We start from the raw sequence: 13,760 nt of genomic DNA on the forward strand, positions 1-13,760 counted from the left end.
ACAGAAACACTTTTCTCTTGTTTATGTATACATATGCTGACAATATGAATTTAACAAAAAAAATGCGAATGCGATAGGGAGACCAATGCAGCCGTGCCTCTTGAAGTTGAGAGAGGCCTGCAGAGGTGCTCGATTTGTGCCGCATCGGCCATGATCTGGGCTTTGAAACAACCTTGGAAGGAGCGACATAAAACCAGGGGAACGTCATGGACGACACAGATCACAAGAGCATTCTCGAAGCACGTATTTCCGCCCAAATGCGTCGGCGCAGTTTTTTGAAGGGTGTCGGCGCTGCAGCAGTTGCCGGTGCTGGCGCCGGGTTGCTACCCGGCATGGCGCAAGCTGCACAAAGTGGCCATATCCGCATTGCATCCCTTTCCCACATCGATACACTCGATCCGCATTTTACCGGCTTCCTGAATGCCATTCAGGTCATAAACAACATCCACAATGGCCTGCTCAAGGTCACCTATGACGGTGACGCTGTGCGTTTCGAGCCAGATTTGGCTAAAGAATGGGTGCTTGAAGATGAAAAGACCCATCTGTTCAAGCTGCGGGACGGCGTGACGTTCCACGATGGCACAGCATGCGATGCCGAGGCGGTCAAATTCTCTCTTCTGCGTGTCAAGTCGGGTGAACCCAAGTCGCCCCATGCCTGGAAACTGGCGCTTCTCGAAGAAATCGAGATTGTCGATCCGCTAACGGTGCGTCTGAAATTCTCCAAGCCTTATGCCTTCCTGCCTGTCGCACTGACCGGCTCCACCGGTCGCGCCGGTACCATCGTCAGCCCGGCTGCCGTACAAAAATATGGTGCAAATTACGGCCGCAACCCTGTTGGAACCGGTCCATTCAAATTCGTCAGTTGGCGCGAAAACGACTCGATCGAGCTGGAAGCCAACCCCGACTATTTCGAACCGGGCATGCCGAAGATCGCCAAGGCGACCTTCCTGATCATGCGTGAGGCCTCGACAGCGGTCGCCGCTCTCATGGCCGGCCAGATCGATGGCATGTCGAATTGCCCGCTCCAGCTTCTCCCGCAGGTCGAAGCCTTTCCCGGAGCAAAGGTTTATGGCGGCATTGAAGGAAACTATTCCTTTGTCGGCATGAACACTCGCAAAGGACCCTTCGAAGACGTCAATCTTCGTCGCGCCGTTGCCTATGCGATTGATCGCCAAACGGTCATCAAGCAGGCTTATTTCGGTCGCGCCCAGCAGGCTTTCACACCGATCTCACCGCCGATGACGGGCTTTTTCGATCCCAATATCGCCTCGTCGGGCCGTGGCCATTATTTCGACTTGGACAAGGCAAAGGCATTTCGTGCCAAAGCTGCGAACCAGGGTGAGGTTGAGGCAGTCTACATCATGTCTGAGCGCACGGCCGTTTCGACCCGCGTCGCCCAGACCATCGTGCCGATGCTGGCGGAGATCGGCATCAAGGCCAAGCTTGAGTTGATGGAACCGACCGCGTGGGTGCAACGTCGCAACGATCGTGACTTCGACATGTTCGATTTCGAATGGGTTGCCGACCTTGATCCGGATGAAACGCTTTATCCGGAATTCCGCTCCGATGGTTCGTGGAACTATCCGGGCTGGGTAAACACCGATTTCGACCAGCTGTGCGCCCAAGCGCAGGGCATTCTTGATGTGAAGGAGCGGTCCAAACTCTATAATGCCGCCGAGGATCTCCTGATCGACGAGGCGCCCATCGCAATGCTCACGCATATGCCGATCTACAAGGTGTTCAGCACCAAGGTTGAGGGCTTCAACTACATTCCTGCCGACCTGATCAACCTGCATGGAATGAGCCTCTCCTGATGCTTCGCAAGATCTTCTCGAAGATCGCGCAGACACTCATGGTCCTGTTTATCGTCTCCGTCGCCAGCTTCACCTTGTTGAAGCTGGCGCCGGGCGATCCGGTCCAGATTCTGCTCGGTTCAGAATATTCCCCGGAAGCCCATGCCTCGATCATGCGTGAACTGGGCCTCGATCGGCCTGTGTTCGAACAGTATCTCACCTGGGCTGGCAATTTCATGACGGGCGATTGGGGTACGTCCTACATCGCCCGCGTTGATATCTTCACCTACGCATTCGTTGAAGCCTTGCCTGTCACGCTAACCCTGGCCGCAGCCGCTCTCGGCCTTGCCGTCGTCACAGGGGTTCCGCTTGGGGTTCTATCTGCCGTGCGCAAGGATACCGTATGGGATATCGGCGTCGCGTCATGGGCGCTGACCGTGACGGCTTTTCCCTCTTTCTTTCTGGGCATTCTGCTGATCTGGGTCTTTGCGGTGAAGTTCGGGCTCTTCCCGGTCATGGGCTTCGTGGCGCCGTGGGAAGACTTCGTCGGCGGCACCTATCACATGATCTTGCCGGCGATGACGCTTTCAACCTATTTCGTCGGCATGATCGTTCGCCTGACGCGTGCCACGCTGATCGAGGTCATGGAGCAACCCTATATCGCGGCAGCGCGGGCCCGTGGTGAGCCGGAATGGCGTGTTATCTGGGTTCACGGTGTTCGCAACATCGCCATGCCGCTTGCAACGATGCTCGGGCTTCAGCTTGGCGCGCTGCTTCAGGGCGCAGTATTGACCGAAACCGTGTTCAATCTGCCGGGCATTGGCCAGATGATCACCGCAGCGGTGCTCGGGCGCGAATATGTGGTTGTGCAAGCAGGCGTAATGATGACGGCAACCCTGTTTATCCTGGTCAATCTGTTGGTCGATCTGTCCTATCCGTTCCTCGATCCCCGGCTGAGGGCACGATAATGAGTTCCACAAAAGCAACGTTTGCGCCGTCATCCGGCTCCGCCAGAAGCTCCTTCTTCATACGCCGGCCGTTCTTCACCTTGGCCTTGTTGGTCACGCTCGCTTATGTCATCGCCGCCGTCTTTGCACCCTGGATCGCGCCCTTCAGTCCTGTCGAGCAGAACATCGACGCGATGATGGTGCCGGTTGGCAGCATACCGCACTGGCTTGGCACGGACAGTTTCGGGCAGGATCTTCTCAGCCGCGTCATTCATGGTGCACGCTATGCGCTGATGATCGGTCTGCTTTCGGTACTGCTCGGCGCTGTCGGCGGCCTGGTTCTCGGCATGGCTGCGGGTCTTTCCTCCGGTTGGCTCGAATGGGTTCTCATGCGGTTGATCGATTCAATCCTGGCGCTGCCGTCGCTGGTCATGGCCGTCGCCTTCATCGCCATTCTCGGTCAGGGCGTCGACAAGGTAATTCTCGCTGTGGGATTGTCGCTGATCGGTCCGTTCGCCCGCACAGTCCGTTCGGACGTCATGCAGGTGCGCGTGCAGCTTTTCGTCGAGGCGGCGGACCTCATGGGCATCTCCCGCCTTCAGATCGTATGGCGACACATTCTGCCCAACGTCGTGTTTCCGCTCGCGGTTCAGATCACGATCCGAATTTCAGAAGCCATCCTGGTTTCGGCCTCGCTCTCTTTTATTGGCATTGGCGTCACTCCGCCGACACCCGATTGGGGTTTGATGATTGCCGAAGGACGCGGTTTCGTCAGTTTTGCTCCCTGGATGTCGGGGGTGCCCGGCATGGCGCTTGCCATATTGCTCATTGCCCTGTCCGTTGTCGGCGACGGCGTGCGCGAGGAATTCGACCCTAAACTGAGGAACGGCGCATGACAGACTGTTTGCTCGAAATCGACGGGCTGACCCTGCATCGTGGCCACAAGAAAATTCTCGATGACGTTAAACTGACACTGAAGCGTGGGGAAACGCTAGCGTTGGTGGGAGAAAGCGGTGCAGGTAAATCGACGATTGCCATGGCGCTGATGGGGCTCCTCGATCGCCGCGCCGTCGCCATTGACGGAAGTGCCCGGTTCAATGACGAGGTGGACTTGTTCAACCTGCCAAAAAAGGAGTGGACGCGCCTGCGCGGCTCTCGCCTCTCCATGGTCTTTCAGGATGCCGGAACCGCTCTTAACCCCTGTTACACCGTTGGCAGCCAGTTGATGTCAGTTCTGCGCCGCAAGCTGGGCCTTAATGCGAAAGAAGCAAGAGAAAGGGCCGTGGAGTTGATGAAGGCTGTCGGCATTAACGACGCGGTCGCCCGGCTCTCGGCCTATCCCCATCAGCTTTCCGGCGGCATGCAACAACGCATCATGGTGGCCATTGCACTCGGCTGCAAACCGGATCTGCTCTTTGCCGATGAGCCCACCTCGGCCCTTGATGTGACCATTCAGGCGCAGATCGTCCAGCTCATCCTCGATCAGACCCGCGCCAGTGGCGCAAGCTGCATCTTCGTGCTGCACGATCTGGCCCTGGCCAGTCAAGCCTGTGACCGCATTGTTGTGCTCTATGCCGGTCAGGTGATGGAAGCAGGTGATTGCGCAACCGTGCTCCGCAACCCGCTTCACCCCTATACGCGCCTGCTGAAATCCTGCGTCCTGGAAATCGGAGTGGAGGATATGACGCCCCCGGAAGGCAATGTGCCAGCCTACGACGCCATGCCCAAAGGCTGCCGCTTCGCGACCCGTTGTCCCCGCGCACTGGACTGCTGCGCGACGGAAAAGCCTGCACTCATCGAGACAGAGGGGCGGGCTATTGCCTGCTGGAACCCTGAATGAACCACGTACTTCCAAAGGAAACCAACACTGTGCTGCACGCGGGCGGCATTGGCGCCGAACCCGGTGTTTTCGAACTTCTTGACGTCCAGAAGGTCTACCAGATAACGCGTGCGAGCGGTTTGTTCGGACGCAAGAAACAGGGGCTAAAAGCGTTAGATGGTGTTCGCCTCAAAGTCGCCCGCGGCGCAAGCATCGCGTTGGTGGGCGAAAGTGGTTCCGGCAAGTCGACGCTGTTACGTGTGCTTCTCGGCCTGACTGAACCGAGCGATGGGCTGGCGCTTTATGGCGGGCGCCCTATTGCCGAAGCGCGGGCCGATGGCTTGGATTTCGCACGCGACGTGGCGATGATCTTTCAGGATGCGCGTGGTTCGCTCAATCCGCGCATGTCGGTCGCGGCCCTTGTTGCCGAGCCCCTGCGCCATTTCGGCATCTGCCCGGAGGAGGAGATTCCCGAACGCGTCGCCGCGTTGCTGGCCCGTGTCGGTCTGGCAAAAGATGCCATGCAGCGCTATCCGGCGGGGCTTTCTGGTGGGCAGGTCCGCCGCGTGGCTATCGCGCGGGCGCTGGCGTCCAATCCCTCCGTCCTGGTTGCCGATGAGGCTGTTTCCGGTCTCGACGTCTCGACGCAGGCCCAACTCCTCAACCTGCTGCGTCGCCTCCAGCGTGAAATGGGACTGACGCTTTTGTTCATCACCCATGACCTCGGTGTTGCAAGTTATCTGTGCGACGAAATCGCCATCATGTATCTCGGTCGGATCGTCGAGAGGGGGCCGACCAATGCAGTGCTTGCCAATCCTGCCCATCCCTATGCGCGTGCGCTCAGGACTGCTGCGCCCGAATTCTTCGCTCCGATCACGGAACCGCTTCCAGGCGAAATCCCAAGTCCATTGGATTTGCCGACCGGTTGCCGGTTTGCCGGACGTTGCGTCTTTGCCCGGCAGGAATGCGGGCGGGATGATCCCGTGCTAGTACAGGCGCGAGCTGATCGTGAGGTCGCCTGCTTCTTTCCACTCTATAGCTGAGGGCAGCTGCGCCTGCCCGTTTTCCAACCCGCTCCCTCTTCGATCGGAGCTTCTTTTGAAGGACCATTACGTCGATGTTCGATTTCTTTTCCGGACGGCGCCCTACGACCCTTGCCAACGAGGCCATGATTGCAACCTCTCATCCCCTTTCGACAGCTGCGGGTCTTGAAATTCTGGCCGAAGGCGGCAAGGCAGTCGACGCTGCGCTCGCTGCGGTTGCTGTCCAGAGCGTTGTCGATCCTTTGATGACCGGAATTGGCGGCGATTGCTTCGCACTTTATGCGCCGGCGGGCGGTGCCGTGAAGGCCCTGAACGGTTCAGGGCGTGCGCCGGCTGGTGCCAGTGTTGCAGCACTGAAGGCGCTTGGCGTGACGGAACTGACGCAGACGAGCCCGCATTCCATCACCGTGCCCGGCGCCATTTCCGCCTGGTGCCGTCTGCATGCCGATCACGGCAGCTTGCCGCTCGAGCGGCTGTTCCGTCGCGCGATCCATTACGCCGAAGCCGGTTTCCCGGTGACGCCGCGCGTCGCCATGGACTGGGCCGAAAGTGCTTCCATCGTTGCTGGTGATGCCCATGCCGCACTCCAGTATTTGCCGGGCGGCAAGTCTCCTGCAGTCGGTGAAAAACGTGCGCATCCGGCGTTGGGCGCCACGTTGCGGGCGATTGCGGCCGAGGGCGCTGCCGCCTTCTATCTCGGCGAGAAGGCCGAGCGCATGGTGGACCACCTCAATGGGCTAGGCGGTCTGCATACGCAGGAAGACTTCGCCGCCGGTCTCGATGGTGCCCAATGGGTGACGCCAATCTCGGCTCCCTATGGCGATGGTTACGAGATATTCGAGTGCCCACCCAATGGTCAGGGCCTCGCAGCGCTGATGATCCTTCGCATCCTTGCCGGCTTCGACCTCTCCGAAAACACGTCTGAAGCCGATCGTATTCATCTTCATGCCGAGGCGACCAAGCTTGCCTATCACCATCGCGACGCATTGCTGGCCGATCCGGAGACCTGCCCCGGATTGGCGGATACGCTTCTTTCAGACGAGGTGATCGAGACCCTGCGCGCCCGTATTGACATGAAACGGGCCGGTAAGCCCGTCCTTTGGAACGAACCGGAACATCGCGACACGATTTACCTGAGTGTCGTCGATGCCGAAGGTAACGCCCTGTCGTTCATCAATTCGATCTTTCATGGCTTTGGCTCCACGCGGCTTGAACCCGAAACCGGCGTGTTGCTCCACAGCCGCGGTTCGTCTTTCCGCCTCATCGAAGGGCATCCGAATGCGATTGCGCCGAACAAGCGGCCCATGCACACCATCATTCCGGGCATGCTCTGCCGCGACGGCAAGGCGGTCATGCCTTTCGGCGTCATGGGCGGACACTATCAGGCTGCCGGTCATGCGGCTTTCATCTCGGGCGTTCTCGATCGCGGCCTTGATCTTCAGGCCGCCATGGACGCGCCGCGCAGTTTCGCATTCAACGGCGTTCTGGAAATCGAGCCGACTGTCGGAGCGACCGTGCAGGCAGACCTCGCGGCGCGTGGCCATGTCATCAAAGTGGTTACATCGCCGATCGGCGGCAGCCAGGCCATTCGCATTGATCCGATGGCCGGACTTCTTTCTGGAGGCTCGGACAGCCGAAAGGATGGCTGCGCACTAGGCCTTTGACAGGAAGGGGCATGTTATGCGGGCGGGCCGCATCGACGGTGTCGGTTCGGCCTACCTGCAGCAGCCGTCGCTATGGTTTTGTGTCAAAATTTCTGGGTGGTTTGCTGCCTCGATGGTCATGCGATAGATGTGGCCTGACGAAAGTCACACAGGTCGATTTGAGCTGTCATGGTCGATTTCAAAGGCAGCCACAATGCGAAAGAAGTGATTTTCTACGCCGTATTTTTCCTATGCCCGCTATGCAGGTTTCCTGCCGCGACCATGAAGAGGTTATGGCTGAACGCGGTGTCATTCTCGGCAGTGCGACACCGGATGGCATCAAAGTCGCCATGTGATCCGCAAACAGCAGTTTTGCACCAGCGGCCGATCGGATTTCAACGGTTCTCGTCATTTGCCGCTTAACTGTGTCCAGCGATAGCCACATCTGCAATCGGCCCGAAAATTGCGAGCCCCCTAGAAACCGCCTCCCCACCTGGAGAACTTACCTGTCTCGTCCCGTTCCGCTCAGAAGACTTCCAAATCGGGGGAAGGAGCGCCTGGGGCGAAGCGCTCCTGAGATCGTGTCAGTCCACCCAGGCGGTGAGACGCTTCTCTACCCACGTCACAACCTGGTTGATCATCACAGCCAGGATCATGATGAACACAGAGATGGCCCAGACGGATGTGAAGTCGAACTGCCGCCGAAGCACATCTCGTCTCTATCTTGGCTATCAAGGGCTGCACGAAGGCCGTCGCGTAAAAAGCATTCGAACCAGCAGGCATCCACTTCCCCCAATCATGCATCCCATTTAAGCCAATGGGGCGACGGACTGGGATACGCAGCACTCAATAAACGGCAGCCTTGCGCAAGTGCTGGCGCAGTAACGCTTCGGCCCACTCAATCATTCCACCCTCAATGGCATCCAGAACGGCCAGATGCTCCTTGCAGGACTGCGCAATTCGCTCGGTCGTGAGGTCCGCGAAACTCGCTGCCTCCTGCATACGCCTGAGATTGTTCTGCTGGCGCACCGCCTCATGGAAAAAACGGTTGCGGGACATCGCCGAGAGCCCTTCGTGGAATGACGCGTTCACCTTGAACCAGTCTTCGGCTGTGGGAGCATTTGTATCCGCCAGAATGCGCTCATGCATCCTGCGGATGGCGCTCATCTGAGCCAGATCGACACGGAAACCGGGGGATCTCAATCCCGCACATTCGACAGCGATCCGGAATTCGTAACTTTCGTTGAGCATATCGGAATTATCGAGTGAGTCTGTAAAACGCCACCCATGCCCGGGCTGGCGCTGGGCGAGACCCTCGGCGGCAAAGCGCATCAGTATTTTGCGCACCACGCCGCGCGAAATTCCATAACGGGGCATGAGTTCAGCTTCGGAGACATCCTGCGGCAATTCCCCTCGTGCCCGCTCGCTCATAATGCGGCGGTAAAGCTCCTCATGCGGAGAGTCAGGGGCAATTTGTCCGATGTCGAGCGCGCTGACATCGGCGATGACCTGCATACCCCTTTGCGGCGTCGGCATAGAGTCGACCACACCACGCTCCTTTAGCAGGTTGAGTGCGACGGTCACCGGCGAGCGCGAAACGCCGAAGCGTCGCGCTAGGTCCGGCACAGAAATACGCGTCCCCACGGACCAGCCATTGTCTCGGATGAGCTCGATGATTTGACGCATCAGGTCGATCTGCAGCGGCGTAGAACTGTCCGCTACCCGCAGATCAACTTCTTCGGCCTCGATATCATCCTGGTCTTTCCTGTTCATTCCCAACTCCTTGTCGACGGATCACTATACAGCCCGGGACAAATTGCGAACAGGTGACAGAAATGCATTTTTATGCTTTTCATAGCTACAAAATGCACATAATGTCTCTTAATCGTTAACAGGGCTTTTGAAATGTCGTCAGTTACACCTTTTCCACTCATCGAAGTCTCCGGGCCTCCGGTCGAACGCGGGCGCTCCTACGGTGAACTGGCACGCGACCGCATTCAAGGCTCGATAGAACTCTATGTTGGCTCCCTGTCGAAGCGCGGTCTGGCAAAGCCCGAGATTCTGGACATGGCGATCGACTTCGCGCCGCGCGTTCGCGATTGGGCACCTCACCTGCTGGACGAAATGGAGGGCATAGCTGAGGGTGCAGGGGTTTCGCTTGCAGAAATTGTGCTCGTTAATGCTCGGACCGAAGTGCTTCAGCTGGGCGAACGCAAATCTGGGAAAGCAGACAATCCTGCAAGAGACGAGGAACCTGACGGCTGTACGGGTGCAGTTGTCATGCCCGACTTCACCGCCAATGGCCGCCTGATACACGGGCAGAATTGGGACTGGCGCGCGGAATGCGCGGAAACGTCCGTCGTCCTCAAAGTATTGCGCGATGATGGGCCTGATTTCCTCACCTTCACCGAAGCCGGTGGCCTTGCCCGCAGCGGCATGAACGCGGCGGGAATTGGCCTGACGGCGAATTATCTGGAATGTGAGCGCGATTATCGCTCTCTCGGTATTCCACTTCCCTTTATCCGACGCCGTGCTCTGGAAGCTGCGCATTTTTCTGAAGCGATCAGGATTGTGGCGACCACGGCGAAATCAGGATCCAATAATATGATGCTGTCCACGGCAGAGGGTTTTGCCGTCAATCTCGAATGCGCCCCAGACGAGGCCTTTTCGATCTATCCCGACAGGGACGGCCTGATTGTACATGCCAATCACTGGCTCCATATGGCTGCCCTGTCCAAGCTGAAGGAAACGGGTCTCGCCGACGTCCCCGACAGCCTTTACCGTGACGCCAGGGTGCGCCGCCACCTTCTATCGAATGTCGGACATATCACCATGGACGATCTGAAACAGAGTTTATTCGATGATTTCGCCAGCCCCTTCTCTGTCTGCCGCCCGCCGTTTCGCAAGGACACTGGTAACCTGTCAGCGACAGTTGCCATGATCGTCATGGAACCCGCCGCAGGCTTAATGGAGATAGCACCACTGCCCGCCATCAACCGGGACTTCGCCCGGTATGAATTGACCATGGATCAGTCCGCAGCTGAGCTCGCGAGCTGACAGGAAGAGGTTCGGCATGGCCCGCTTCATCATTCTGCGTCTCTTGAGCGCCATCCCGACGCTCCTGATCGTCGCTATCACCATATTTGCGCTCATGCGGATGGTTCCAGGCGATCCGGCAAGTCTTATGCTCGGCGATCTCGCTGATCCCGAGCAGCTTGAGGCAATGCGCCGGAGCATGGGACTGGACCAGCCCCTTTGGGTGCAATTTCTGCATTGGCTTGGCGGCATATTGAAGGGTGACTTTGGTCGGTCGATCGTCCTTGGCGATGCGGTTTTGCCGCTGATCATCGAGCGGTTTTCGACGTCTGCAACTATCGTCTTTGCCGCAATCATCGTCACCACCTTGATTGCGGTACCTGCCGGCATGATCGCTGCCTGGCGGCAAAACAGCGTTTGGGATCTGGCGATCGTCACTTCATCCACAATCTTGCTGTCCATTCCCTCCTTCTGGATGGGATTAATGTTGCTCTTGCTATTCGGCCTGACGCTGGGCTGGCTTCCCATCGTCGGCTACGTGCCTTTTGAGCAAGATGTCGCCGGCGCTCTAACGGCATTGATCCTGCCTGTGGTGACGGTCGTTCTCGTCGAATTCGGGCCTATCACGCGCATGATGCGTGCCTCGGCCATAGAGGTCGCGCGCCTTGAATACATCACCCATGCCCGCGCCAAAGGCCTCTCGGAGCGCTCGGTGATGTGGCGGCATGCCTTTCGAAATGCCTTTGCACCAACCTGGACATTGATCGGCCTGGTGCTTGGCAGTTTGCTCGCCAATATCGCCGTCATCGAAACCGTATTTACCATTCCTGGCCTCGGTCGACTGATGATCGATGCGATCTACGGCAGAGATTACCCGTTGGTTCAGGGTTGCATGCTGTTCATCACCTTCCTGTATGTCGCGGTGAACCTGCTGGTTGATCTGGTCTATCCGCTTCTCGACCCAAGGACCGCCGCATGAGACGCCCCGCACCCAACCTTTTGATCGGAGCGGTAATCGTCTCGCTTCTGCTGGTCTGTGCCATCGGAGCACCATGGCTCACGTCTTATGACCCGATCGCGCTCGACCTGCGCAAACGGATGGCGGGACCAAGCACTGCCCATTTGCTCGGTGCCGACGAATTCGGCCGCGACGTTGCCACCCGGCTCTTATTCGGTGCACGAACCTCTGTGATCATCGCGCTGTCCACCACGAGTTTGGCCATCACGCTCGGCCTTGTCTTCGGTGTCCTGGCAGGCTTCCTGCGTGGTATCACTGACCGCATCGTCATGATCTTCAATGATGCCCTCCTGGCCTTTCCTGGACTGCTGCTGGCGCTCGGCTTCATGGCTGTTTTCGGGGCAAGCCGCAGCGGCATCATATTCGCCCTCGGCCTCGCTTACATGCCGGTCGTCGTGCGTCTGGTTCGCGGCACTGTGATGTCCATCCGTGAGCGGGAATTCGTGGAAGCGTCGCGCGTGAGCGGAAATGGCGAACTTTATACCATGGTCCGACACGTACTTCCCAATTGCCTTGCACCCGTAATCGTTCTGGCGACTACGATGTTCGGCTGGATCATCCTGTCGGAAAGTGCACTCTCATTTCTTGGGCTTGGCGTTCCCCCGCCAGCACCCAGTTGGGGCAACATGCTTTCGACCGCCCGCCCCCATGTCAACAATGCTCCGCATCTCATTATCTTTCCGGGGCTTTGCATCTCGATCACCCTGCTTGGCGTCAACCTGCTTGGCGACGCGCTCAGAGACTGGCTCGATCCCAAAATGAAAGGCTGACCGATGGTGCAAGGATTGATCGTCGAGGACCTCACCGTCTATGCACCACGCACCAATATAACGGTGGTGAAGGACCTGTCCTTTTCCGTACTGCCGGGAAAAATGACGGCGCTGGTCGGAGAATCCGGTTCCGGTAAAACCATGGCGGCGCGCTCCATCCTCGGACTTCTTGCACCAGGGCTCGAAGCCACTCCACAAAGCCGTATCATGCTCGACGGTCATGACCTCACACGCGCTGACCAAGAAACGCTGCACGCTATCCGCGGTGGTAAAATCGGTATGATCTTCCAGGAGCCCATGGTCTCACTCAACCCATCGATGCGGATTGGCACACAACTGGCCGAAGGCATGAAGCTGCATACCGGTCTTTCCGACGCCGAGATCAGGCAGGCAAGCCTTGCCATGCTGGAACGGGTGAAGATCACCGATCCGGATCGCTGCCTGAACGCATGGCCCCATGAATTTTCGGGCGGCATGCGCCAGCGCGTCATGATCGCCTCCGTCATGCTGCTAAAGCCTCAATTGCTGATCGCTGACGAACCAACGACGGCACTCGACACGCTGGTGAGCCGGGACGTACTGGACTTGATGGCTGACCTTGCCCGCGAGACGGGAACCTCGGTATTGCTCATCAGCCACGATCTCGGAATGGTATCTCACTATGTTGACGATGTCGTGGTTATGAAAGATGGCGAAGCCGTCGAGCGCGGACCGTCCAAAGCGGTGCTGAAAACGCCCGCTCACCCCTATACGAAAAAGCTCGTGGACGCATTGCCGAAACGACAGCCCGCGCGGAACGTGACGCAAGATACCCACGACGCAATCTTGTCTATCCGCGATCTCTCGATCGGTTATACCGGCAAGGCTGGCCTGTTTGGCAAGGCGCCTGTCCGGCGTGTGGTGCATGAGGTCGGTCTCGATATCGAAGCCGGTGAGACGCTGGCGCTGGTTGGCGCCTCAGGCTCCGGCAAGACAACGCTTGGCCGTGCCATCATAGGGCTGGAGCAACCAGAGACAGGCAGCATCCGCTTCGATGGCCAGGAGATCTCCGGCCTTGGAACGGCGGCCTCCTGTGCCGCACGGCGGGACATGCAGATGATTTTCCAGGATCCGTATTCCTCGCTCGATCCACGCCAGCGGGTTTCGGCTATCCTCGCCGAACCATTGCGTCGTGTTTCACAGATGAGCAGGACTGAGAGAAATGAACGTGCCCGCCAGGTTTGCGGCGAGGTCGGGTTGGACCCGGTGTTGATGGACCGCTTTCCGCACCAATTGTCAGGTGGTCAGCGTCAGCGCGTCGCGATTGCCCGCGCCATCATCGCCAAGCCCCGTTTCGTTGTGGCCGACGAACCCGTCTCGGCCCTCGACATGACGGTGCAGAAACAGATCCTGCTGTTGATCCGCAGGCTGCAGGACCAATACGGTTTTGCATGCCTTTTTGTCTCCCATGACCTGGCCGCCGTTGAACAGGTGGCAGACCGCGTTGCCGTCATGGAAGCAGGCAGAATCGTCGAGCTCTCGACCCGCAACGATCTTTTCGATCATCCAAAGCACCCCTATACGATCAGGCTGCTTCGCGCATCGATGCGGTTGGAGGCCGCTTAAGCTCCGACAAGCCTTTAAAAGGATGCGTCTGACGGCGCCCTGCCCCGAACACCTACGCCTGACATTCTCCATGACTATCCACGCTT

12 protein-coding genes are annotated in these 13,760 nt (G+C 58.3%); 10 read left to right on the forward strand and 2 right to left on the reverse strand.

Translation table 11 applies throughout. The features are described from left to right. Nucleotides 1-206: 206 nt before the first annotated feature. The 6 genes from ACWPM9_RS21580 to ACWPM9_RS21605 all read left to right on the forward strand — a co-directional run bounded on the left by ACWPM9_RS21580 (nt 207) and on the right by ACWPM9_RS21605 (nt 7,266). On the forward strand, nt 207-1,814 hold the full coding sequence (locus tag ACWPM9_RS21580) for an ABC transporter substrate-binding protein (RefSeq protein WP_484757928.1): 1,608 nt from the start codon (nt 207-209) through the stop codon (nt 1,812-1,814). After that, complete coding sequence (locus tag ACWPM9_RS21585; RefSeq protein WP_428188609.1) at nt 1,814-2,761, forward strand: ABC transporter permease; 948 nt, start codon at nt 1,814-1,816, stop codon at nt 2,759-2,761. The genes ACWPM9_RS21580 and ACWPM9_RS21585 overlap by 1 nt, the downstream gene beginning before the upstream one ends. Beyond that, on the forward strand, nt 2,761-3,636 hold the full coding sequence (locus ACWPM9_RS21590) for an ABC transporter permease (RefSeq protein ID WP_428188610.1): 876 nt from the start codon (nt 2,761-2,763) through the stop codon (nt 3,634-3,636). Before ACWPM9_RS21585 ends, ACWPM9_RS21590 begins: the two co-directional genes overlap by 1 nt. Continuing rightward, nucleotides 3,633-4,580, forward strand: a complete 948-nt coding sequence (locus tag ACWPM9_RS21595; protein ID WP_484757929.1) for an ABC transporter ATP-binding protein — start codon at nt 3,633-3,635, stop codon at nt 4,578-4,580. The genes ACWPM9_RS21590 and ACWPM9_RS21595 overlap by 4 nt, the downstream gene beginning before the upstream one ends. Next, a complete protein-coding gene (locus ACWPM9_RS21600) occupies nt 4,577-5,602 on the forward strand; it encodes an oligopeptide/dipeptide ABC transporter ATP-binding protein (RefSeq protein WP_428188612.1) in 1,026 nt (341 codons plus the stop codon). Before ACWPM9_RS21595 ends, ACWPM9_RS21600 begins: the two co-directional genes overlap by 4 nt. Nucleotides 5,603-5,676: 74 nt before the next feature. Then, a complete protein-coding gene (locus tag ACWPM9_RS21605) occupies nt 5,677-7,266 on the forward strand; it encodes a gamma-glutamyltransferase family protein (protein ID WP_484757930.1) in 1,590 nt (529 codons plus the stop codon). Nucleotides 7,267-7,829: 563 nt separating this feature from the next. Here the strand turns inward: ACWPM9_RS21605 and ACWPM9_RS21610 are convergent. Both ACWPM9_RS21610 and ACWPM9_RS21615 read right to left on the reverse strand, forming a co-directional pair. Further along, nucleotides 7,830-7,955: a hypothetical protein gene (locus ACWPM9_RS21610; RefSeq protein ID WP_484757931.1), complete on the reverse strand. Its 126-nt coding sequence runs from the start codon at nt 7,953-7,955 to the stop codon at nt 7,830-7,832. Between the two features lie 136 nt (nt 7,956-8,091). Further along, on the reverse strand, nt 8,092-9,018 hold the full coding sequence (locus ACWPM9_RS21615) for a GntR family transcriptional regulator (RefSeq protein WP_484757932.1): 927 nt from the start codon (nt 9,016-9,018) through the stop codon (nt 8,092-8,094). 132 nt (nt 9,019-9,150) lie between these two features. Between ACWPM9_RS21615 and ACWPM9_RS21620 the strand changes: the two genes are divergently transcribed. The 4 genes from ACWPM9_RS21620 to ACWPM9_RS21635 are packed head-to-tail and all read left to right on the forward strand — an operon-like array spanning nt 9,151 to nt 13,674. Continuing rightward, nucleotides 9,151-10,302 (forward strand): C45 family autoproteolytic acyltransferase/hydrolase, encoded by a 1,152-nt coding sequence (locus ACWPM9_RS21620; RefSeq protein WP_484757933.1) that lies wholly within the window; start codon nt 9,151-9,153, stop codon nt 10,300-10,302. A 16-nt stretch (nt 10,303-10,318) separates the two neighbouring features. Next, on the forward strand, nt 10,319-11,260 hold the full coding sequence (locus tag ACWPM9_RS21625) for an ABC transporter permease (RefSeq protein ID WP_484757934.1): 942 nt from the start codon (nt 10,319-10,321) through the stop codon (nt 11,258-11,260). After that, the gene (locus ACWPM9_RS21630; protein ID WP_484757935.1) at nt 11,257-12,069 is read left to right on the forward strand and encodes an ABC transporter permease; all 813 of its coding nucleotides are present in this window, start codon (nt 11,257-11,259) and stop codon (nt 12,067-12,069) included. The genes ACWPM9_RS21625 and ACWPM9_RS21630 overlap by 4 nt, the downstream gene beginning before the upstream one ends. A 3-nt stretch (nt 12,070-12,072) precedes the next feature. Beyond that, nucleotides 12,073-13,674 (forward strand): dipeptide ABC transporter ATP-binding protein, encoded by a 1,602-nt coding sequence (locus tag ACWPM9_RS21635; RefSeq protein ID WP_484757936.1) that lies wholly within the window; start codon nt 12,073-12,075, stop codon nt 13,672-13,674. Nucleotides 13,675-13,760: the final 86 nt, after the last annotated feature.

It is taken from the genome of Agrobacterium sp. H141, from assembly GCF_057158725.1.

Bases quoted from the DNA above. Each gene is read 5' to 3' on its own strand.
- ACWPM9_RS21580 (WP_484757928.1), top strand. From the start codon at position 207: ATGGACGACACAGATCACAAGAGCATTCTCGAAGCACGTATTTCCGCC.
- ACWPM9_RS21585 (WP_428188609.1), top strand. From the start codon at position 1,814: ATGCTTCGCAAGATCTTCTCGAAGATCGCGCAGACACTCATGGTCCTG.
- ACWPM9_RS21590 (WP_428188610.1), top strand. From the start codon at position 2,761: ATGAGTTCCACAAAAGCAACGTTTGCGCCGTCATCCGGCTCCGCCAGA.
- ACWPM9_RS21595 (WP_484757929.1), top strand. From the start codon at position 3,633: ATGACAGACTGTTTGCTCGAAATCGACGGGCTGACCCTGCATCGTGGC.
- ACWPM9_RS21600 (WP_428188612.1), top strand. From the start codon at position 4,577: ATGAACCACGTACTTCCAAAGGAAACCAACACTGTGCTGCACGCGGGC.
- ACWPM9_RS21605 (WP_484757930.1), top strand. From the start codon at position 5,677: ATGTTCGATTTCTTTTCCGGACGGCGCCCTACGACCCTTGCCAACGAG.
- ACWPM9_RS21615 (WP_484757932.1), bottom strand. From the start codon at position 9,018: ATGAACAGGAAAGACCAGGATGATATCGAGGCCGAAGAAGTTGATCTG.
- ACWPM9_RS21620 (WP_484757933.1), top strand. From the start codon at position 9,151: ATGTCGTCAGTTACACCTTTTCCACTCATCGAAGTCTCCGGGCCTCCG.
- ACWPM9_RS21625 (WP_484757934.1), top strand. From the start codon at position 10,319: ATGGCCCGCTTCATCATTCTGCGTCTCTTGAGCGCCATCCCGACGCTC.
- ACWPM9_RS21630 (WP_484757935.1), top strand. From the start codon at position 11,257: ATGAGACGCCCCGCACCCAACCTTTTGATCGGAGCGGTAATCGTCTCG.
- ACWPM9_RS21635 (WP_484757936.1), top strand. From the start codon at position 12,073: ATGGTGCAAGGATTGATCGTCGAGGACCTCACCGTCTATGCACCACGC.